The 19,869-nt window shown below is 64.3% G+C and carries 18 protein-coding genes and 1 pseudogene; 10 read left to right on the top strand and 9 right to left on the bottom strand.

Annotated features, from left to right (window positions below; genetic code table 11):
• The first annotated feature begins 8 nt into the window (after nt 1-8).
• From cysC to JJC00_RS06150, 3 genes are all read left to right on the top strand, one after another.
• On the top strand, nt 9-1,946 hold the full coding sequence (gene cysC, locus JJC00_RS06160) for an adenylyl-sulfate kinase (RefSeq protein ID WP_200471826.1): 1,938 nt from the start codon (nt 9-11) through the stop codon (nt 1,944-1,946).
• 337 nt (nt 1,947-2,283) lie between these two features.
• Nucleotides 2,284-4,449 (top strand): malate synthase G, encoded by a 2,166-nt coding sequence (locus JJC00_RS06155; RefSeq protein ID WP_200471825.1) that lies wholly within the window; start codon nt 2,284-2,286, stop codon nt 4,447-4,449.
• A gap of 94 nt (nt 4,450-4,543) precedes the next feature.
• On the top strand, nt 4,544-4,744 hold the full coding sequence (locus tag JJC00_RS06150) for a CsbD family protein (RefSeq protein ID WP_200471824.1): 201 nt from the start codon (nt 4,544-4,546) through the stop codon (nt 4,742-4,744).
• Nucleotides 4,745-4,828: 84 nt separating this feature from the next.
• Here JJC00_RS06150 and JJC00_RS06145 read toward each other — a convergent pair whose 3' ends face one another.
• Nucleotides 4,829-4,984, bottom strand: a complete 156-nt coding sequence (locus JJC00_RS06145; protein ID WP_084292245.1) for a Thivi_2564 family membrane protein — start codon at nt 4,982-4,984, stop codon at nt 4,829-4,831.
• A 135-nt stretch (nt 4,985-5,119) separates the two neighbouring features.
• Between JJC00_RS06145 and JJC00_RS06140 the strand changes: the two are divergent.
• Nucleotides 5,120-5,581, top strand: a pseudogene (locus JJC00_RS06140) (HAMP domain-containing protein); the annotation flags it as partial.
• A gap of 224 nt (nt 5,582-5,805) precedes the next feature.
• Nucleotides 5,806-7,899, top strand: coding sequence for a methyl-accepting chemotaxis protein (locus JJC00_RS06135; protein WP_200471823.1), 2,094 nt, complete (start codon nt 5,806-5,808; stop codon nt 7,897-7,899).
• Nucleotides 7,900-7,904: 5 nt separating this feature from the next.
• Here the strand turns inward: JJC00_RS06135 and JJC00_RS06130 are convergent, their stop codons facing one another.
• Together JJC00_RS06130 and JJC00_RS06125 are read right to left on the bottom strand one after the other, a co-directional pair.
• The gene (locus tag JJC00_RS06130) at nt 7,905-8,558 is read right to left on the bottom strand and encodes a DUF2865 domain-containing protein (RefSeq protein ID WP_200471822.1); all 654 of its coding nucleotides are present in this window, start codon (nt 8,556-8,558) and stop codon (nt 7,905-7,907) included.
• Nucleotides 8,559-8,564: 6 nt separating this feature from the next.
• Nucleotides 8,565-9,347 carry a L,D-transpeptidase gene (locus JJC00_RS06125; protein ID WP_200471821.1) on the bottom strand — a complete coding sequence of 261 codons (783 nt, stop codon included), beginning with the start codon at nt 9,345-9,347 and terminating at the stop codon, nt 8,565-8,567.
• 220 nt (nt 9,348-9,567) lie between these two features.
• On the opposite strand from JJC00_RS06125, the gene JJC00_RS06120 reads away from it, so the two are divergent.
• The 5 genes from JJC00_RS06120 to JJC00_RS06100 all read left to right on the top strand — a co-directional run bounded on the left by JJC00_RS06120 (nt 9,568) and on the right by JJC00_RS06100 (nt 13,715).
• The gene (locus JJC00_RS06120) at nt 9,568-10,680 is read left to right on the top strand and encodes an AI-2E family transporter (protein WP_200471820.1); all 1,113 of its coding nucleotides are present in this window, start codon (nt 9,568-9,570) and stop codon (nt 10,678-10,680) included.
• An 80-nt stretch (nt 10,681-10,760) separates the two neighbouring features.
• On the top strand, nt 10,761-11,132 hold the full coding sequence (locus JJC00_RS06115) for a DUF883 family protein (protein ID WP_200473991.1): 372 nt from the start codon (nt 10,761-10,763) through the stop codon (nt 11,130-11,132).
• Nucleotides 11,133-11,214: 82 nt separating this feature from the next.
• A complete protein-coding gene (locus JJC00_RS06110; protein ID WP_200471819.1) occupies nt 11,215-11,667 on the top strand; it encodes a hypothetical protein in 453 nt (150 codons plus the stop codon).
• Nucleotides 11,668-11,855: 188 nt separating this feature from the next.
• Complete coding sequence (locus JJC00_RS06105) at nt 11,856-12,998, top strand: OpgC domain-containing protein (protein WP_200471818.1); 1,143 nt, start codon at nt 11,856-11,858, stop codon at nt 12,996-12,998.
• 108 nt (nt 12,999-13,106) lie between these two features.
• The gene (locus JJC00_RS06100) at nt 13,107-13,715 is read left to right on the top strand and encodes a TetR/AcrR family transcriptional regulator (RefSeq protein ID WP_200471817.1); all 609 of its coding nucleotides are present in this window, start codon (nt 13,107-13,109) and stop codon (nt 13,713-13,715) included.
• On the opposite strand, the gene JJC00_RS06095 is transcribed toward JJC00_RS06100, so the two are convergent.
• The 6 genes from JJC00_RS06095 to ureC form a co-directional block, all read right to left on the bottom strand.
• Nucleotides 13,712-15,370, bottom strand: coding sequence for a CHASE domain-containing protein (locus tag JJC00_RS06095; RefSeq protein ID WP_200471816.1), 1,659 nt, complete (start codon nt 15,368-15,370; stop codon nt 13,712-13,714). The two genes, JJC00_RS06100 and JJC00_RS06095, sit on opposite strands and share 4 nt — an antisense overlap.
• A 299-nt stretch (nt 15,371-15,669) precedes the next feature.
• Complete coding sequence (ureG, locus tag JJC00_RS06090; RefSeq protein ID WP_148776805.1) at nt 15,670-16,293, bottom strand: urease accessory protein UreG; 624 nt, start codon at nt 16,291-16,293, stop codon at nt 15,670-15,672.
• Nucleotides 16,294-16,332: 39 nt separating this feature from the next.
• Nucleotides 16,333-17,061, bottom strand: a complete 729-nt coding sequence (locus JJC00_RS06085) for an urease accessory protein UreF (RefSeq protein WP_200473990.1) — start codon at nt 17,059-17,061, stop codon at nt 16,333-16,335.
• The gene (locus JJC00_RS06080) at nt 17,042-17,701 is read right to left on the bottom strand and encodes an urease accessory protein UreE (protein WP_200471815.1); all 660 of its coding nucleotides are present in this window, start codon (nt 17,699-17,701) and stop codon (nt 17,042-17,044) included. Before JJC00_RS06080 ends, JJC00_RS06085 begins: the two co-directional genes overlap by 20 nt.
• Nucleotides 17,702-17,707: 6 nt before the next feature.
• Nucleotides 17,708-18,007, bottom strand: a complete 300-nt coding sequence (locus JJC00_RS06075; protein WP_027530199.1) for a putative quinol monooxygenase — start codon at nt 18,005-18,007, stop codon at nt 17,708-17,710.
• Nucleotides 18,008-18,148: 141 nt separating this feature from the next.
• On the bottom strand, nt 18,149-19,864 hold the full coding sequence (ureC, locus tag JJC00_RS06070) for an urease subunit alpha (RefSeq protein ID WP_200471814.1): 1,716 nt from the start codon (nt 19,862-19,864) through the stop codon (nt 18,149-18,151).
• Between the last annotated feature and the right edge of the window lie 5 nt (nt 19,865-19,869).

Below are 19,869 nucleotides of genomic sequence, written 5' to 3'. Positions count from 1 at the left end.
TCGCGGCTATGAACATGCTCGTCACCCCCGCTTCGCCTGCCACGCCGAACGGCACCACGTCGATGCCAAATGGCACGACGCGACCGCAAGTGCGCATCGTCATCGTCGGCCATGTCGACCACGGCAAGTCGACGCTGGTCGGCCGCCTGCTGCACGAAACCGGCAGCCTGCCTGACGGCAAGCTCGAAATGCTCAAAGCCGTCAGCGCGCGGCGCGGCATGGCGTTCGAATGGTCGTTCCTGCTCGATGCACTGCAGACCGAGCGCGACCAGGGCATCACCATCGACACCACACAGATCCGCTTCCGCACCAATTCGCGTGACATCGTGCTGATCGACGCGCCCGGCCACGCCGAATTCCTGCGCAACATGATCACCGGCGCCTCGCAGGCCGACGGAGCAGTGCTGATCATCGACGCGCTCGAAGGCGTGCGCGACCAGACCCGCCGTCATGGCTATCTCCTGCATCTGCTCGGCGTGAAGCAGGTCGCGGTCGTCGTCAACAAGATGGACCGCGTCGATTTCTCCGCCGATCGCTTCAAGGAGATCAGCGACGAGATCTCCGCGCATCTCAACGGCCTCGGCGTGACGCCGGCCGCAATCATCCCGATTTCGGCACGCGACGGCGACGGCGTTGCCGAGCGCACCGACCGCATCGGCTGGTACAAGGGTCCGACCGTGGTCGAGGCGCTCGATCGGCTCGAGCCGGCGCGGCCGCTGGAAGCGCTGGCGCTCCGTCTGCCCGTGCAGGCGATCTACAAGTTCGACGATCGCCGCATCGTCGCCGGCCGCATCGAATCCGGCAGCTTGATTGCCGGCGACGAGATCGTGATCATGCCGGCCGGCAAGATCGCGAAGATCAAGACGGTCGAGACCTGGCCGGTGACCCCGGCCGCAAACCGTCAGGGCGCGGGCCGCTCGGTCGGCATCACGCTCGATCGCGAGCTGTTCATCGAGCGCGGCGACATCATCGCGCGCGCCAATGCCGCCCCGCGCGAGACGCGGCGGCTGCGCGCGCGCATCTTCTGGCTGCACGACAAGCCGCTCGCCAAAGGCGATCAGCTTCTGGTCCGCTGCGGACCGAAGGAAAGCCGCGCCACCGTCGTCGCCATCGAGAAGGCGGTCGATCCCGGCGAGCTCGAGAGCCGCGAGAACAAGGCGATCGGCCGCAACCATGTCGGCGAGATCGACATCTCCTTGTCCAATCCGATCGCAACCGATCCCTATACGGAGAACCCGCGCACCGGCCGCCTCGTGATCGAGGTCTCCGGGCGCATCGCCGGCGGCGGCCTCGTTCTGTCCGTCGATGCCGGCCAGCGCGCCGTGCCTGTCGATATCGTGCCGGTGGAATCGGCGCTGCGTCCTGATGAGCGCTCCGCGCGCTATCGCCACAACGGCGCCGTGGTCTGGCTCACGGGTCTGCCGGCCTCCGGCAAGTCGACGCTGGCGAAGGCGCTGGAGCGGCGGTTGTTCACCAATGGCGGCTCGCCGATCCTGCTCGACGGCGACACGGTACGCGCCGGACTCAACGGCGATCTCGGTTTCTCCACCACTGATCGCAGCGAGAACATCCGCCGTCTCGCGGAGGTCGCGACCCATCTCGCCCGCAACGGCCACATCGCCATCGTCGCCGCCGTCTCGCCGGCCCGCGAGGACCGCGCCACCGCACGCCGTATCGCTGACACTGCATTCCGCGAGATCCATGTCGCGACACCGGCCGAGATCTGCGAGGAGCGCGATCCCAAGGGCCATTACAAAAAAGCCCGTGCCGGCGCCCTTGCCTCGTTTACGGGCATCGGCAACGACTACGAACGGCCCGAGGCGGCTGAGCTCGTGATCGACACGTCGACGCGGACGGTTGCCGAGGCGACCGATGAGATCGAACAGATGCTGAAGACAACCGGCGTGCTGTTCGACGAGCTCGTGGATCTCGCCGCGAATATTTGAGTCTCCCAACTGTCGTCGCCCGGCTCGACCGGGCCAGAGACAGCGTTGGGATACGCAGAAGCTGCGGCGTACTGGATTCCCCGCTTGCCGCCTTCGCTAAAGCTTCGGCGCCCCTGGACCTCAACCTCGGCGAAGCCTTGGCGCAGCCGGGTCGCGGGGAATGACAACGATGCGCTGGGCCGCCACCTCGCCTTGACATTTTGACAAGTTTTGGGGGTCTTCTCACCGCCCCGATTTTGGGGCTAATAGGTCCCGAAAGTCGCCCCGCGTGGGCGCATTTTGCTGCCGTCGGGTCAAAAGCAGCCAAAAACAGCCATTTCCAACAAGAAAGACCATCATGAAACGCGTCGACGCCCACGGATTGAAGATCGCCCCCGTCCTTTTCGATTTCATCGCCAAGGAAGCCGCCCCGAAAACGGGGATCGCGCCGGATGCGTTCTGGGCCGGGGTGGCCGCCATCGTCAAGGAGCTGGGGCCGAAGAACCGGTCGCTGCTCGCCTTCCGTGACGCGCTGCAGGCCAAGATCGACGACTGGCACCGCGCGAGCAAGGGCAAGGCGTTCGACCTCGACGCCTACACCGCCTTCCTGAAAGAGATCGGCTATCTCGTCCCGGAGCCCGCGACGCAGAAGGTCGAGACCGCCAATGTGGACGAAGAGATCGGCAAGATCTGCGGGCCACAGCTGGTCGTGCCGCTCACCAACGCGCGCTACGCGCTGAACGCGGCGAATGCGCGCTGGGGCTCGCTCTATGACGCCTTCTACGGCACCGACGCGATCCCTCACGACGCTGCCGAGAGCGGCAAGGGCTACAACAAGGCGCGCGGCGACAAGGTGATCGCGAAAGCAAAAGCCTTCCTCGACGCCGCCGTGCCGCTGGCAACCGGCAGCCACACCGACGTCACCGCCTACAGCGTCGTCGCGGGCCAACTCGCAGTGAAATTGAAGAGCGGCAACGCCACCGCGCTGAAGAACGCCGCGCAATTCGCCGGCTTCCAGGGTGATGCAGCGGCGCCGAGCGCGGTGCTGCTCGCCAACAACGGCCTGCATGTCGAGGTGAAGATCGACCGCAACAGCACCATCGGCAAGGACGATCCGGCCGGTGTCGCCGACATGATCATGGAATCTGCCGTGTCGACCATCCTCGATATGGAGGACTCGGTCGCCGCGGTCGATGCCGAGGACAAGGTGCTGGTCTATCGCAACACGCTGGGCCTGATGAACGGCACGCTGTCGGCGGACTTCGAAAAAGGCGGCAAGGCGCTGACGCGTTCGCTCAACGCCGACCGCTCCTACAAGACACCGGACGGCAAGGGCGAGGTCAAGCTGCACGGCCGCAGCCTGCTCTTGATGCGCAATTGCGGTCACCACATGTTCACCGACGCGGTGCTGGACGAGAAGGGCGACGAAATTCCGGAAGGCCTGCTAGACGCTGCCGTCTCCGGCCTGCTCGCCATTCACGACCTCAAGGGCAACTCCAAGGTCAAGAACAGCCGCACGGGATCGGCCTATATCGTCAAGCCGAAGATGCATGGCCCGGACGAGGTCTCGTTCACCTGCGAGATCTTCGACCGCGTCGAGAAGATGCTGGGCCTGCCCGAGAACACGCTCAAGGTCGGCATCATGGACGAGGAGCGGCGCACCACCGTCAACCTCAAGGCCTGCATCCAGCGTGCCTCCAAGCGCATCATGTTCATCAACACCGGCTTCCTCGACCGCACCGGCGACGAGATCCACACCTCGATGGAAGCGGGTCCGATGATCCGCAAGAACGAGATGAAGGCGCAGGCCTGGATCAAGGCCTATGAGGACTGGAACGTCGACATGGGCCTGATCGACGGCCTGCCCGGCCATGCCCAGATCGGCAAGGGCATGTGGGCGGCGCCGGACAAGATGGCGGACATGCTGCAGCAGAAGCTCGCCCATCCGCAGGCCGGCGCCACCACGGCGTGGGTGCCCTCGCCGACCGCCGCGACCCTGCACGCCCTGCACTATCACCAGGTCAACGTGATCGCACGCCAGCAGGAGCTGACCAAGGGCGGTCCGCGCGCGAAGCTCTCCGACATCCTCACCATTCCGGTGTCGAAGTCGAACTGGGCGCCCGACGACGTCAAGCAGGAGATCGACAACAACTGCCAGGGCATTCTGGGCTACGTCGTGCGCTGGATCGACCAGGGCGTCGGCTGCTCCAAGGTGCCTGACATCCACGATGTCGGCCTGATGGAAGACCGCGCCACCCTGCGCATCTCCAGCCAGCATCTCGCCAACTGGCTGCACCAGGGCGTCATCACCGAGGCACAGGTGATGGAATCGCTCAAACGCATGGCCGTCGTTGTCGACAAGCAGAACGCCGGCGATGCGATCTACAAGCCGATGGCGCCCGCCTTCGACGGCGTTGCCTTCAAGGCGGCTAGCGACCTCATCTTCAAAGGCCGCGAGCAGCCGAACGGCTATACCGAATACATCCTGACCGCGCGCCGCCGCGAGGCCAAGGCAGCGGGCTGACGCCCTCGGCCGATCGGGCGAAACGCCGCAGCGCGCTGCGGAACGGCTGCGTTCCGCAATGGTTGTAGGGCCATCAACTCTTCAGGAGATGGTCATGGACTGGAATCGCATTGAAGGAAATTGGAAGCAGTTCAAGGGTTCCGCCAAGGAGAAATGGGGCAAGCTCACTGACGACGATCTCAACGTGATCGAGGGACGCCGAGAACAGCTTGAAGGCCGGCTCCAGCAGCGCTACGGCCTCGCCAAGGATCAGGTCCGGCAGGACGTTGACGCCTGGCTCAAATCACTGCATTAGAGCGACGCAAACCCAAGCCCCGGCTCAACGCCGGGGCTTTTTGCTGGAGAGTTCCGTAGATGGAGTCCGGACTCCAGGTCCGCCCTAAAACACCGCGAGATATTTCAGCAGCGACACGATGCCGATGATGATGACGACGACGCGCGCGATCTGCTTGGCGCGGCCGTCCATCGGCAGCATGTTGATGAGATAAAGCACGAGAATGATGACGAGAAAGGTGACGAGTACGCCGACCAGCATTGCGAGGCCCCCTTCAGGCAAATTGCTAACGAGGTCCTAACGCCTGTCTCGCGCGCCGGTTCCATGCGCGCAACCCCTTACAACTTCTGGTAAATGCGTAATTCTACCGGCAGGCGGCCTGCCTAATACTTTACCCTGAGCCTGCGTGATCGCCTCGCGGACACGCTGGCCAAAGGCGAGAAGGCCGAGCTGACCGCCAACCAGTGGAGCCCGCTCACGGTCGGCCGCCTGGCGAGCGCGGTCGCAGTGGCCGAAGCCGCCCTCGACGCCGCCAGGGCGCACACCCTCGATCAACGCAACACCGCTCAACGCGCCCTGATCGCGCAGCTCGTGCTGCTGGCGCTTGCCATCTCTTTCGCCGTCGGCGCGATCATGCTGGTCAGCCGCCGCGTGATCCGTCCGCTCAACACCATCCGCGATGCGATGCTCAAGGTCGCCGGCGGCGATCTCGCCGTCGACAGCGGCTATCTCGATCGCAACTACGAGATCGGCGCGCTCGCCGGCGCGCTGGAAACCTTCAAGCAGCAGGCCACCGAAAAGCTCAAGATCAAAGAGCACGAGCGCGAGCGTAACGCGGGCGCCGTCGCGCGCCAGCGTCGTCCTGGCGAAGACCAGGACGACGTGGAGATGCAGCGGATTCCCTGGCCTACGTAATTTTACGGCAGAAACACTGTCTAAGTTTTTACCCTTTTCAGGCCAAATGCGATCGGAGCGCCTGCCGGAGGCAGGTGCGCCTGATTGCACGCATCCCTTTGGTTTCGAAGTTCGTGGGGCTGCCTTTCAGGGGGCCATGAATTTCGAAACGCGTACCGGGGTGTCCGATGCTCAACCGCTTGACCGTATCCACGCTGCTGAAAGCGGTAATCCTCTCTACCGCCTTGGTCGTCGTCATCGGCTTCTCAATCAGCGCATGGAGCTCATGGGGCCTGCTGCAGCAGGCCAACCGGATCGTCGCGGTTTCGGCGGCTTCGGCCGAAGTGTTCAAGGCGATGGCGAACATTCGGGCCGACCGCTCGACCAGCAACCGCCAGCTCACCTCCGACATCGCGATGGACAAGGACATCGAAAAATATATCCGCGATATCCGCGAGGCGCTGATGCCCGCGCTGGCGCACGCGACCGAGATCCTGCCTTCGATCGACATGCCTCAGCGTGAGGCGATGGTTACAGACCTCAACCGATTCAACAAGGCGCTGCTCGCGGCACAGACCGAGTTCTGGACCGAAGTTGCCAAGCCGAAAGCATCGCGCCGCGCGGCGTTGGCAAAGGAATACACCGATAGCGAAGATGGATTGATGTCGGTGCTCGAGAAACTGTCGCCGCTGCTTGCGGCGAGCGTCAACCACCAGGATCCGACGATCGACCAGTTGCTGATGATCAAGCAGATGGCCTGGCTGTTGCGCCTGAACGCTGGCGAGTCCTCATTGATCGTCGGCAATGCACTCGGCAGCGGCAAGCTCGCGCCCGAGGTCCAGCTCGCCTACACGAAATGGGTCGGCGGCACCGAGACCGCCTGGAATGCGATCGAGCTCGCCGCGACCGGCATGCAATTGCCATCAGCGTTGAGCGCGGCAATGGCTGAAACCAAGGCGACCTATTTCGATCCGCAATATGCCGCCACGCGCGATGGCGTCATCACGGCGATCGCCAAGGGCGAGAAGGCGTCGATGACCGCCAACCAGTGGAGCCCCTACTCGGTGCCCCGCATGATGACCGCGGTGAAGCTCGCCGATGCGGCGCTACAGGCCGCCAAGGACCATTCCGCGGCCCAACGCTCGGCTGCGGTCCAGTCGCTGATCATCAATACCGCCCTGCTGATTGCCGCCATCGTCCTGACCGGCGCCGCGATGCTCGCCGTCAGCCGCCGCGTGATCACGCCGCTGCATCGGATCCGCGACGCCATGCTCAAGGTCGCCGGTGGCGACCTCGGCGTCGACAGCGGTTATCAAGACCGTCACGACGAGATCGGCTCGCTCGCCGGCGCGCTGGAGACCTTCAAGCAGCAGGCGATCGACAAGCTCAAGATCGAGGCGCAGGAGCGCGAGCGCAATGCCGGCGCGGCTGCGCGCCAGCGCGCCATGGAGACGTATGTCGGCGAGTTCGAAGGCGTGGTGCGCAAGTCGCTCGGCGAATTGAACGATGCCTCGGCCGAGATGCGCAAGACCTCGGGCGATCTCTCCGCCGTGTCGCGCCAGACCAATGAACGCGTCGAGGTCGCCGGCAAGGCCTCCAACGACGCTTCCACCAGCGTCGAAAGCGTCGCAGCCGCCGCCGAGGAGCTTTCGGCCTCGATCAACGATATCAGCCAGCAGGCGGCGCATGCCGCGGGGATCGCCAGCCGCGCCGTCAACCAGGCGCGCGAGACCGACAGCACCGTGCAGGGGCTGGCGCAATCCGCAGGCCGCATCGGTGAGGTCGTCGGACTGATCAACACCATCGCGGCGCAGACCAATCTGCTCGCGCTCAATGCCACGATCGAGGCCGCGCGTGCCGGCGAAGCCGGCCGCGGCTTTGCGGTTGTCGCCTCTGAGGTGAAATCACTTGCGAGCCAGACTGCGAAGGCGACCGAGGAGATTTCGGAGCAAATCGCCGACATCCAGAAGGTCGCGGGCGATGCCATCAACGCGATCCAGACGATCGGCGGCATCATCGGCGAGGTCAACGAGGTCGCCACCGCGATTGCCGCCGCCGTGCAGGAGCAAGGCGCGGCAACGCAGGAGATCACCCGCAGCACGCAATATGCCGCGCAGGGCACCAAAAATGTCTCCGACAACATCACCGGCGTGAAGGCCGACGCCGACACCGCGGCCGGCGCCGCTGACAACGTCAAGCAGGCCTCGCAGATGCTGGAGACCCAAAGCCGCCAGCTCGGCGATCAGGTCAGCGATTTCCTCGGCAAGATCCGCGCGGCGTAGGGGCCCTACTCCTTCGCCACCACCGGCACCTGGCGGAATTTTGCGCGGACCTTGTCCGGCAATGGCGAAAAGTTCATCGCGACACCGCGGCGATCGTTGGCGTTGCGGTTGGCGACGACGAGGCCGTCGCTACCTGCAACGATATCGCCTTTGCGCAAGGTCGGATCGTCCTCGGCCTTGAGCGAAGCGAGGCCGCCCGGGTCCTTGCCGTTGCAGGTACACCCGGAAACGATCTCGTTGCGATAGCGGAAGGCGTTCGGCAGATCGGAATAGGACTTGCCGCTGTCGGTCGTGGCGTCGTCGATGTTGCTGCCATAGACCAGCGAGGTCTCTGACGCCGGGCAGAAGCTCTTGCAGGATTGCTCCTTGCTCTCGGCGTCCGCCCCTTGGGCCGGGAAATAGCGCCCGTCGCAGCCACGCACGCAATAAGCCATGCCACCACCATAGGACGCGCGCTGGCGCGGCGGGTCGTAGCGCGGCATGTCGTCGTTCGGGAACGGTACCCGGATCTCCGGCGGCGGCCGCATGCGAAAGCCGCCGAACAGCGCCGAGAAGAAATCTTCCGCACGCGCCGAAGGCGTCAGCGCGAGGCCGAGGGAAGCGATCGTGACGAACGCGGCCGTCCCCCCAGCGAGCTTGCTGATCGAACGTCTCATCATGTGACCTCACTCAACTTTTCGGTCTACCGACGACGCTGAGATGTTCAGCGCCTGGCGACCCGAGGGCAGCGTCGTCGCGGCCGGCCGCTTGCGTACGGGATCGCCGCCACGCGCCATCAGCGGCGCGTTCTTCGACAGCACCACGACCCTGGCGCCGACACTGACGCGGCTGAAGAGATCGCTGACATCTTCATTGGTCAGACGGATGCAACCAGAGGAGACAAACTTGCCGATCGTGGTGGGATCGTTGGTGCCATGGATGCGGTATTCGCTGGAGCCGAGATACATCGCGCGCGCCCCGAGCGGATTGCCGGGGCCGCCGGCGACGAAGCGCGGCAGATAAGGCTGACGCGCGATCATCTCTGCCGGCGGATGCCAATCCGGCCATTCCGCCTTGCGGGTAATGCTCTGCACGCCCGACCAGGTGAATCCTTCGCGGCCGACGCCGACGCCGTAGCGCATGGCGCGTCCGTTACCGAGCACGTAGTAAAGATAGGTGTTGGCAGTATCGATGACGATGGTGCCGGCCGGCTCGTTGCGATCGAAGTTGACGATCTGCCGGCGCAGGCGATCCGGCAATGCCGCGTCCTCGTCGGTGGCCTGCGGCGCCTCGCTGATGTAGCCCTGCGAATAGGTCTGGGCCTGCGGATACACCTGCGGCTGCATCGGCGCGTAGCCGAGCGTCTGGGCCCGAGCCGCGAGGGGCACGGTCAGTAAAGCTGTCGCAAAGGCACAAGCGGTGACGACGCGCGGCGAAAAGCTGCGACGGATTACGGAGAACTTGGTCATGTGCTGCCCCACTGGATGTGTGCATCTGGGTGATGCCTGCACTCCCGTAAACGCAGCATTCTCGACTCAAGTTCCGCCCTCGCGCGCGACCGTGATGTCACAGTCAAGCGAGCGCGACCTCACGAAGGCGCGATGGAACCGCCGCGGTATTGGGACGTTTTCCCGGTCAATAATGGGCCACTGGGCGTGCGGTTAGGGCCTCCGTGCGAGGAGAGAGATTGTGCGCGTCCTTCCCAGTGAACGTCTAATTTCCGGCAACAGCGAAGGCGTCCCGCTTCCCGAAAGCCACAGCGAGTTGCCACCAGTCGTCCGGCGCACCGAGTTCGTTGCCTTTGCGCTTGCCGGTCTGCTCCTGATCGCCGTCGTCGCGGTGCTCTATGTCGCCAAGGCCTTCTTCCTGCCGGTCGTGATGGCCATCGTCGCTGGCACCATGCTGTCGCCGGCCGCGACGTTCCTGGAAAAGCGGGGGGTACCGCGCGCCGTCGGCGCGGTACTCATCGTGACCGCGGTGACCGCGCTGGTCGCGTTCGTGCTCGCGCTGATTGCGGCGCCGGTCATGGAGTGGAGCTCGCGCCTGCCGGAGCTGGGCGCTCAGCTCAAGGAAAAGATGCACGTCTTCGACCGGCCTCTGGCGCTGTGGCAGGAGCTTCAAACCATGGTGGGCGGCTCCGAGGGGCTGCCAAGCGTCCCGCTTCCCAAGATCGAATGGGTGCAGCCGACGCTGGAATTCCTGTCGCCGACCTTCGCCGAATTCCTGCTGTTCTTCGCCACCCTGATCCTGTTCATCGCGAGCTGGCGCGACCTGCGGCGTGCGTTGATCATGAATTTCGGCGAGCGCGACGCACGGCTGCGCACGCTGCGGATCCTGAACGAGATCGAGGTCCATCTCGGCAATTACCTGCTGACGGTGACCGTCATCAATATCGGCGTGGGCGTTGCGGCCGGCATCGTCTGTGCGCTCACTGGAATGCCCAATCCGGCCGGCCTCGGCGCACTTGCAGCTGCCCTCAATTTCATCCCGATCATCGGGCCTGTCGCCATGTTCGTCGTGTTGGCCGTGGTCGGGCTGGTCGCCTTCCCGACCATCGGCGGCGGCCTGGCCGCGGCGCTGGCTTTCGGCGGCATTACCTTCCTGGAAGGGCACTTCGTCACGCCGACGATCATCGGCCACAGGTTGGCGCTGAACGCGCTCGCCGTGTTCATCGCGCTGGCGTTCTGGACCTGGCTGTGGGGGCCAATGGGTGCGTTCCTGTCATCTCCGCTGCTGATCGTCGGGTTGATCCTGAAGGAGCATCTGCTGCCGGAGAATTCGCCGCAGCTTCCACAGGCGTGACCGGTTTCAGCGGACGGAACTTCCCCCGCGACGAAGCGTTTTCCGGGCAGCCTCAGCCGCCGACGATTCAGGAGTTCGTGATGTCAATGACAAATGGCGAAGCCGGGATGAAAGACTGGCCCGACAAAGCCACCAGAGACCGCCTCGAGAAGGATGTAGCAGCCGTGAAAAGCGATATCGCCGCCCTCACCGACCAGATCACCGACGCCCTCAACACGTTCGCCAAGGCCACGGGCAAGCAGGCCCGACGCGGTTACAAGCAGGCGCGCGACAACATGGATTCGTCGCTCGACGACTTCTCCGAGCGCGGCAGCGCGATGATGGACGCGGCGCAGGATGCCTACGGCTCGATCGAGGAGACGCTGGAAGACGCGATCACGCAGCGGCCGCTCGCGACCGTCGGTGTCGCGCTCGGCATCGGCTTCCTGATCGGTTTCGCCTGGCGCCGTTAAGGCGTGCGCGAGCTGCCGGCGGCTTCGGCTGCCGTCACCGGCACATGACGAATTGGCTTGTGGGCATCTGAGGAGCAAGACCGTGTTTCAGCGCATCATCGACGGCATCAGCGCATCGACGGGCACGACTGTGCGGCTGACCTCGCTTGCCGCGGGTGCGGCGTTCGCACTGTTCATCACCACATGCTTCCTCTGTGCGGCGGCCTTCATCGCGGTGCTTGAAAAATACGGCCCCGTGCAGGCCTGCCTTGCAGGTGCCGGCATCTTCTTCCTGCTGACGCTTGCCGCGGCGGGAAGCTACTGGGGCTACAAGCGGGAGATACGGACCCGCGCGCGCATCGCCGCCGAGCGCGCCGCGAAGGCGGCCCCAAGCATGCTCGCCGATCCCATGCTGATCGCGACGGGCCTGCAGATCGTCCGCGCCATCGGCGTCAAGCGGCTGTTGCCGATTCTGGCCATCGGCGGCGTCGCGTTCGGAATCATGGCAAGCCGCGCCGGCGCTGCGGATGAGACGTCGGTCGAGCCAGCCGAATAAGCGCGAGACCGCATTAAGAAAGTTGCGCTACCGGCCGGACGAGCAAGGTCGTGGGAATTCAACAGCCGGCCTCTGCGCAATTTTTCATCAGTCTCGTTAGATCGGCCCTCCTTCACGCAAACGCTACTCGGATGGGCAGGCGGTTGCCGCTAAAAGCATCGCCCCGATTCCAAATGAAATAATTAGCAATGAAGCCGTCTGTTAGGGCTAACCTCGCCGCATTCCACCACGACGCAAGGGTGTATCTGACGCTCGGCATCGCGACCTGGTCGGTGTTCGTCGATCACATCCCGAACAATGTCGTCAACTTGCTGACGCTGCGCAACTTCGGCTTCAGCGGCGCCGCCGACCTGTTCGTGTTCGTGGTGGGCTATGGCGTCGCCATCATCTACGGCAAGATGGCGCTGGAGCGCGGCTATGTCGTCGCCGCGACGCGCATCTTCCGCCGCGTATGGCGGCTCTATGCCGCCTATGTCGTGCTGTTCGTGATCTACATCGACACCATCGCCTATGTCGCCTCGCAATCGATGGCGCCGGAGATCATCAGCGACTACAACATCTCCGGGATACTCGAGCATCCGCTGCGCATTCTGGTCCGCGGTCTCCTGCTGCAGGAGGAGCCGCTGAACCTCGACCTGCTGCAATTGACGATCCCGCTGATGGCTTTCTTTCCATTTGCCTTGTGGGGGCTGTTGCGGCGGCCGAACGTGACGCTGGCGCTCTCTGTCGCCTTCTATTTCGCGGCGCGCTGGTTCGACTGGAATTTCCGAACCTACCCGGACCAGGAATGGGCGTTCAATCCGTTCTGCTGGCAGATGCTGATGGTGCTGGGTGGCTGGTTCGCCGTCACCGGCGCGTCGGGCCGCGCCTTGCGCGACCTGCCCTGGCTCCGCGTGCTGGCGGGTGCCTATCTCGTATCGGCGATGGCCATCACCCTGATGCGCCATTCGCCGACTTTATCCGCCTATTTGCCGGATGTCGTTCTCAACGGCATCTCGCCGACCGACAAGGAAAACCTCGCGCCCTATCGCGTGATCCATTTCCTCGCGCTCGCTTTCATCGCGACCCACCTCATCCCGCCCGACCATCCGGGGCTGCAATGGAAGGCGCTTCAGATGGTGATCAAATGCGGCGAGGAATGGCTCGCCGTATTCTGCGTCGGCGTATTCCTGTCCTTCGCCGGCCATCTCATCCTGATCACCGGTGCCAATCTGGTCGTGATGCAGATCGGGGTGAGCCTTGCCGGTTTCGCGGCGATGACGGCGGTGGCCTATTATATCTCCTGGTCGAAGCGTCAGGACGAGCCGGCAGCTGTACGGCAGCGAGCCTGACGCTCGGGCCTACCGGCGATTTGTGCTAGGCACAGCCCGCAGGGCTGCGCTATGCCGGATAGACAGGCCGCGGTAAAAGCGCGCGGTCTCGGCGCAGCAGGCGAGGTCATGGCAAAAGGTACGAGCGAAGCGGCTGAGAGCGCGCCCCGGCGCGGTCGGCCGCGCTCGATCGAGACCACGAACGCCATCCTCGAAAGCGCCTATGCGCTGATGGCGACGACTGACCTTGCCGCGACCACGATCGATGCCGTTGCGCGCCACTCCAACGTCTCCAAGATGACGATCTACAAATGGTGGCCGTCGCGGGAAGCGCTGCTGATCGACGCCTTTCTCCATCACGCCGCCCAAATGCTGCCGCTGCCGCCGGTGAGTGCGGGCACGCCTGCGGCGCGTGCGCGCCGCCATGCCGCGGCCTATGCGGAGGCCTTGCAAGGCGAGTTCGGCAAGGTGCAGCTTGCGGTCATCTCCGAATGCATCTCCAAGACCGGCTCGGCCGAATTGTTCTATGCCCGCTACCTTCAGTTCCGCCGCGATGCGTTGGTGGAGATGATCGCGACCGGTCAGCGTGACGGCAGCATTTTGGCCGCGGCTCCGGCGGAGGATCTCTACGACGCCATCTACGGCAGCCTGTTTTATCGCTATGTCTTCGGCATTGCGCCGATCACGCCGGCCTATGCATGCAACCTGGTCGACCTGGTGTTGCGGCCGAAAGGCTAGCGCACCGGCTTCACAGGCTGCGACAGCTTTTCCGTGCGGTCGCGCTCGGTCATGTCCACGACCGTCTCCATCGGCGCCGTCAGCTCGTAGACATAGGAGACATCGGTGAAGTAGCGCTTGGCTGTACCACCGAGCGCTTCGGGCGCGACGCGGTCGAGCAGGATCAGGCCGAAATCCGAATCCGGCCGGCGCGTCGCCTCGCTGGTGTTGAACTCCTCCCAGCGGAAATGAAACACCGTCTCGGGCTCCTCGCCCGTGACCGTCCAGTTTGCGGTGATGTGCGGATGCTTGCCGACCAGCGACAGGCCTTCGTCCGAATGCGAGGCGAGCTCGAAGAACAACAGCGACAGGCTCTGGGCGGCGCGTGCGCTGACTGCGATGTCCGGGCCGGTGACGGCGATGCGATCGGCGTGCGGAATGGCGCGCGCCTCGAACAGGCCCTTCAGCTTGACGCCCTGCCACTGGCTCTCGCTGAGCAGCGAGACCACGTTGGACATGGCGTGGATGCGGCCGATCAGCAGCTCGCGCGCGACATCGATGTCGGAGCCGTGGCGCAGCGTGCGCGTCACGATCGACTGGATCACCGCAAGGATGTTCTTGACCCGGTGGTTGAGCTCGTCGATGACAGCCGTCAACCGCCGCTCGAAGCCGATCCGCACCTGGATCTCGCGGCTGAGCCTCAAGTTATTGTAGGCGACGTAACCGAACAGGCCGCACACCATCGCGGTGATGGCGAAGCCGATCGCCGCGACGATGATTGCGGTCTGCTCGGCGCGCCGTGCCGAATTGGTCTTGGCGTAATAACCGAGCTGCCAGTCGCGGCCGCCAAAACTCACGGTGCGCGTTGCCGACGGGGCCTGCCCATCCGGCGTCGTCATGCGGGTGGAGACGACGCCCTGGTCGTTGGCAACGAGCTCGCTGCCTTCCTTGCGCGGGTCTTTGAGCGCGACCGAGAACAACGACAGATCGTCGTTGGTCAACATCAGCGAAGCCAGCTCGTAGGAAAAGGTGACGAAGCCGACCGGCTCGGTGGCGCCCTCGGGAATGACGGGGGCGGCCACGATGACGCCGATCGGCCCGTTGCCGCCCAGGAGCGGTATCGGGTCGGAGGCAACCGACCGCTTCTCGACCCTGGCCCGCGTCAGCATGGCGTTGCGAACCGGGTCGTTATCGTAGCTGCGGCCCGGCAGCGCCTTGGTCTCGTCGCTGCGCGGCTCGAGGTCCATCAGCACGTCGATCGGCTGGGTCAGGCTTGCCGGGTTGATCGGCTTGTCGTTGTAGTCGCGGATCTGCGGCTTCGGGAAGCCGGCGGCCGCGATCGCGGTCTGGGCCGCGGCAAGCTCACTCGGCTGCAGCCGGGCGACCCAGCCGGCCACCACGAAATCGGTCTTGAAGGCGTAGATCGCCGAGCGCAGCGGCTCCAGCATGTTGGGCTTCAGCACCGACGGCGCGCGGAACAGGCCTGAGGCGACACGCGCCAGCAGCTCGCGTTCGGTCGACCTGTCCTGGACGAGGCTCGCATGAACGTCGATCGCCCGCGCCAGCGCAATCCGGTCCAGCGCCAGCTCCTGGTCGTGGACGCGATAGGCCGCGAGCCCGGAGAGCAAGGCTCCGAGCAGAGCGATGAAGCCGATGATGAAACCCAGCCGGACCACGCGACTACTCAGGCGAAGGCAGGAGGTCGGCAATAAACGCGGAGCATATCAACGCCGCTCGAACGGCCATGTGCCGAAACAGGGGGAGCCCAGTGGCAGGGATAATGACGGAGGTGGCATCTGTACGCAACTTCGGTCGCCCAAAAAGCTTAATCCGCCCGGCCGATCGTCTGGCCAAGAAAGGCTCTGCTCCGGGCGCCGGAGGTAGACAATCGCCATGTCCGAAATTTGTTCCGCTGATGCGGTTTTGCCTCAGACGTTAACGACGGAAAATGCCTGTGCCATGTCGCCGCGGCCCGTCAGCCCGCCCGTTTCAGCCCACCTTTGGTCTCGATGAAGCCGACGATGCGGTCGAGCCCCTCGCTCTTCTTCAGGTTGGTCATGACGAAGGGGCGCTCGCCGCGCATGCGCCTGGCGTCCGTGTCCATCTTCTCGAGGGAGGCACCGACATGGGGCGCGAGGTCGATCTTGTTGATGACCAGAAGGTCCGAGCGGGTGATGCCGGGGCCGCCCTTGGACGGAATCTTGTCGCCGGCGGCAACGTCGATCACATAGATGGTGAGGTCGGCGAGCTCCGGAGAAAAAGTGGCAGCGAGATTGTCACCGCCGGATTCGATCAGCACAAGATCCAGCCCGGGAAATTTGGCGCGCATGTCGGCCACCGCGGCGAGATTCATCGAAGCGTCCTCGCGGATCGCGGTGTGCGGGCAGCCTCCAGTCTCGACGCCGGCGATGCGGTCCGGCGTCAGCGAGCCCGATCGCACGAGGAATTCAGCATCCCACTTGGTGTAGATGTCGTTGGTGATCGCGGCGATGTCGTAGCGCTCGCGCATGGTCTTGCAGAGCAGATCCATCAGCGCGGTCTTGCCCGATCCCACGGGGCCGCCAACGCCGACACGCAAGGGGCCGTGAGAAGTTGCCATGTCACTCGCTCTCTCTTGATCAGTTGAAGGCCGTACCGCTCACGAGCGAAACAGCCGCGTATATTGTGTCTCGTGCCGCAGGCTGGCGAGGTCGGCGCGAAAGGTCGCGCTGCCGAGGTCATCCAGCGTCGCGTTGAGCGCCCGATAGGCGGTTATGGCGACGGCAGCTTCCAATTTCACCAGTACGCGCTGGCTGTCGGTCTGGCCCAGCGGAATGAGCCGGCTCGCCGCCGAAATCCAGTTCGAGACCAGCGCGTGCAGGAAGGCGTGCAGCGTCGACGCCAGCGGCACCCCGTGCAGCGCGGCGACGACGCCGACCGCGACAGGATAGACCAGTGGCGACCGGCATGCCGCGACCATGGCATCGAGGCCCTCGGCATCCCACGCCGCGCCGGAGATGTCGATGAAGGCGCGGCCCTGCGAGGTCGTCTCGAGCTGCCGTTCGCGCGACGGCACGAAGGCGGCAGCGAGCTCGGCGATATCGTTCAGCACAGCGTGTTCGCCGGCTTCAGCGGCACGATAGGCGTGGACCAGGAAGGTCGCATCGCAAAAACCGGAGCCGTCGCCGAGCATGGCATCTAGCCAATCAGCCAATGTCGCGACGTCGGTGACGTCCCCCGCTTCGACCGCCCACTCGATGCCGCTGGAATAGGAGAATCCGCCGACGGGAAACGCCGGCGACAGCCACGTCATCAGCCGGTACAGCGCTGCCGCCTCGCGCTCGGCGAGGTCGCCGACATTGACCGGCTCATTTGTGGTCATGAGCATGCTTGTGGCCGTGGTGATGGTCGGGATGATCGCAATGCTCGTCGTGGTGATGGTGATGATCATGCCCATGGTCATGCGCGGCATGGTCGTGTTGGTGGTCGTGGCCGTGGTGATCATGGCCATGATCATGATGGCCGTGATCATGATGATCGTGATCATGATGATCGTGATCGTGATGTCCATGGTCATCGTGGCCATGCGCATGGCCAGCCTCGGCATAGGCCCCGCCTTCGGGATCGAACGGCGCCTCGATCTCGACCACCCGCGCGCCAAGCCCCGTCACCATGGCCTCGATGACGTGGTCGCGGCGAATGCGCAAGGCTTTGGCCATGAGCTGCGTCGGCAGATGGCGGTTGCCGAGATGCCAGGCAACGCGGATGAGATGGTGCGGGTCGCGGCCGCGGATCTCGAGCAGCGGCTCCGGTGCCGCGACCACTTCGACCAGCCGGCCGTCCTCCAGCACCAGCGCATCGCCACCGCGCAGCGCGACGGCGTTCTCCAGGTCGAGCAGGAACTCGAGCCCCCGTGTCCCCGTCATCGCCATACGGCGGCGGTGCCGATCGTCGAAATCGAGCACGACCGTATCCGCCGGCGTTTCCGTGAAGCGGTGCTGCCCCTTGACCTGCGTCGCCCGGATCATGTGCTGTTACCTCGTCTCGACCTTTTCGGGCGTGATGACTTCGATCTTCGGCGGCGCCGTGAAGCATTTTACCGCGACGCGGCCGAACGTCTTCATGTGCTCCTGGCCGCGATGCGGCACCAGTGCTTCGGCATTCTCCCACTGCTCGACGAACACCATCTTGCTGGGATCGGTGACGCTCTCATGCAGATCATAGGCGATATTGCCGGGTTCTTTCCGCGTTTCCTTGATGCAGGCGGTGGCGGCTGCAATGAATTCGGCGCGTGTTTCGGGCTTGATGGTCAAGGTGGCAACGACGTAGATCACGAGAAATCCTCCCGGCTTTTCTTCTAAAGATTACGATACCGGGCGGGACCTTAGACCAGCCCGGTTCGAACGCAAAACCGGAAAAGCCGTCCCAAGACATGCAATCGGGCAGGCTCCGGGAACATGCGTTGAGGCGCTATTTCAGTACATGAAATATCGCTGTGCCATCGGCAGCACCTCGGCGGGCGCGCAAGTGAGCAATTCGCCGTCGGCACGCACCTCATAGGTCTCCGGATCGACCTCGATATTGGGCGTGGCGTCGTTGTGGATCATGCTCTTCTTCGAGATCTTGCTGCGGGTGTTCTGGACCGCATAGAGCTTCTTCTCGATGCCGAGCTTTCGCGCGAGGCCACCGGTGATGGCTGCCTTCGAGGTGAAGACCACAGACGACGCCGTGCGCGCCTTGCCGAAGGCGCCGAACATCGGCTGGTAATGCACCGGCTGCGGCGTCGGGATCGAGGCGTTGGGGTCGCCCATGGGCGCCGCGACGATCGAGCCGCCCTTGACGATGCAGTCCGGCTTGACGCCGAAGAAGGCGGGCGACCACAGCACGAGATCGGCGAGCTTGCCCTTCTCCACCGAGCCGATCAGCTTTGATACGCCGTGCGCGATCGCGGGATTGATCGTGTACTTGGCGATGTAACGCTTGACGCGAAAGTTGTCGTTGTCCTTGCCCTTGTCCTGGGCGAGCTGCCCGCGCTGCTTCTTCATCTTGTCGGCGGTCTGCCAGGTCCGGATGATGACCTCGCCAAGACGGCCCATCGCCTGGGAATCCGAGGACATCATCGAGAGCGCGCCGAGGTCGTGCAGGATGTCCTCGGCCGCGATGGTCTCTTTCCGAATGCGGCTCTCTGCGAACGCCAGATCTTCCGCAATGGAGGGATCGAGGTGGTGACACACCATCAGCATGTCCAGATGTTCGTCGATGGTGTTGCGGGTGAAGGGCCGCGTCGGATTGGTCGAGGACGGCAGCACGTTCTTCAGACCGGCGACCTTGATGATGTCAGGCGCGTGACCGCCGCCCGCGCCCTCGGTGTGGAAGGCGTGGATGGTGCGGCCCTTGAACGCCTTGATCGTGTCCTCGACGAAGCCGGATTCGTTCAGCGTGTCGGAATGCAGCATGACCTGAATGTCGTAATCGTCGGCCACCGACAGGCAATTGTCGATCGCGGCCGGCGTGGTGCCCCAATCCTCGTGCAGCTTCAGCGCACAGGCGCCGGCCTTGATCATCTCGACCAGCGCGGCAGGGCGCGACGCATTGCCCTTGCCGGAAATGCCGAGATTGACCGGGAAGGCATCGAAAGACTGGATCATTCGCCCGATGTGCCAGGGGCCGGGCGTGCAGGTCGTGGCGAAGGTGCCGTGCGAGGGGCCGGTGCCGCCGCCCAGCATCGAGGTGACGCCGGACATCAGCGCGTGCTCGATCTGCTGCGGGCAGATGAAATGGATGTGGCTGTCGAAGCCGCCGGCGGTCAGGATCTTTCCCTCGCCCGCGATCACGTCGGTGCCGGGGCCGATGATGATCGTGACGCCCGGCTGGATGTCGGGATTACCGGCCTTGCCGATGCCAGCGATCATGCCGTCCTTGATGGCGACGTCGGCCTTCACGATGCCCCAATGGTCGACGATCAGCGCATTGGTGATGACGGTGTCGGCCGCACCCTGCTTGTTGGTGACCTGCGACTGTCCCATCCCGTCACGGATCACCTTGCCGCCGCCGAACTTCACCTCCTCGCCATAGATGGTGAAATCCTTCTCGACCTCGATGATGAGATCGGTGTCGGCCAGCCGCACCCTGTCGCCGGTGGTCGGGCCGAACATGTCGGCATAGACGGAACGCTTCATCTTCACGGACATGTCAG

The sequence above is a fragment of the Bradyrhizobium diazoefficiens genome (genome assembly GCF_016616885.1).
In the GTDB taxonomy this organism is placed as follows: domain Bacteria; phylum Pseudomonadota; class Alphaproteobacteria; order Rhizobiales; family Xanthobacteraceae; genus Bradyrhizobium; species Bradyrhizobium diazoefficiens_F.
The sequence above is the reverse complement of the archived record's forward strand: the minus strand, read 5'-3'. Positions and strand labels throughout refer to the sequence as shown.

Excerpts from the sequence above, each read along its gene's own strand:
- ureC (WP_200471814.1), bottom strand. The coding sequence starts at position 19,864 with ATGTCCGTGAAGATGAAGCGTTCCGTCTATGCCGACATGTTCGGCCCG.
- cysC (WP_200471826.1), top strand. The coding sequence starts at position 9 with ATGAACATGCTCGTCACCCCCGCTTCGCCTGCCACGCCGAACGGCACC.
- JJC00_RS06155 (WP_200471825.1), top strand. The coding sequence starts at position 2,284 with ATGAAACGCGTCGACGCCCACGGATTGAAGATCGCCCCCGTCCTTTTC.
- JJC00_RS06080 (WP_200471815.1), bottom strand. The coding sequence starts at position 17,701 with ATGATCCGGGCGACGCAGGTCAAGGGGCAGCACCGCTTCACGGAAACG.
- JJC00_RS06085 (WP_200473990.1), bottom strand. The coding sequence starts at position 17,061 with ATGCTCATGACCACAAATGAGCCGGTCAATGTCGGCGACCTCGCCGAG.
- JJC00_RS06145 (WP_084292245.1), bottom strand. The coding sequence starts at position 4,984 with ATGCTGGTCGGCGTACTCGTCACCTTTCTCGTCATCATTCTCGTGCTT.
- JJC00_RS06105 (WP_200471818.1), top strand. The coding sequence starts at position 11,856 with ATGAAGCCGTCTGTTAGGGCTAACCTCGCCGCATTCCACCACGACGCA.
- JJC00_RS06135 (WP_200471823.1), top strand. The coding sequence starts at position 5,806 with ATGCTCAACCGCTTGACCGTATCCACGCTGCTGAAAGCGGTAATCCTC.
- JJC00_RS06130 (WP_200471822.1), bottom strand. The coding sequence starts at position 8,558 with ATGATGAGACGTTCGATCAGCAAGCTCGCTGGGGGGACGGCCGCGTTC.
- JJC00_RS06100 (WP_200471817.1), top strand. The coding sequence starts at position 13,107 with ATGGCAAAAGGTACGAGCGAAGCGGCTGAGAGCGCGCCCCGGCGCGGT.
- JJC00_RS06115 (WP_200473991.1), top strand. The coding sequence starts at position 10,761 with ATGTCAATGACAAATGGCGAAGCCGGGATGAAAGACTGGCCCGACAAA.
- JJC00_RS06150 (WP_200471824.1), top strand. The coding sequence starts at position 4,544 with ATGGACTGGAATCGCATTGAAGGAAATTGGAAGCAGTTCAAGGGTTCC.
- ureG (WP_148776805.1), bottom strand. The coding sequence starts at position 16,293 with ATGGCAACTTCTCACGGCCCCTTGCGTGTCGGCGTTGGCGGCCCCGTG.
- JJC00_RS06125 (WP_200471821.1), bottom strand. The coding sequence starts at position 9,347 with ATGACCAAGTTCTCCGTAATCCGTCGCAGCTTTTCGCCGCGCGTCGTC.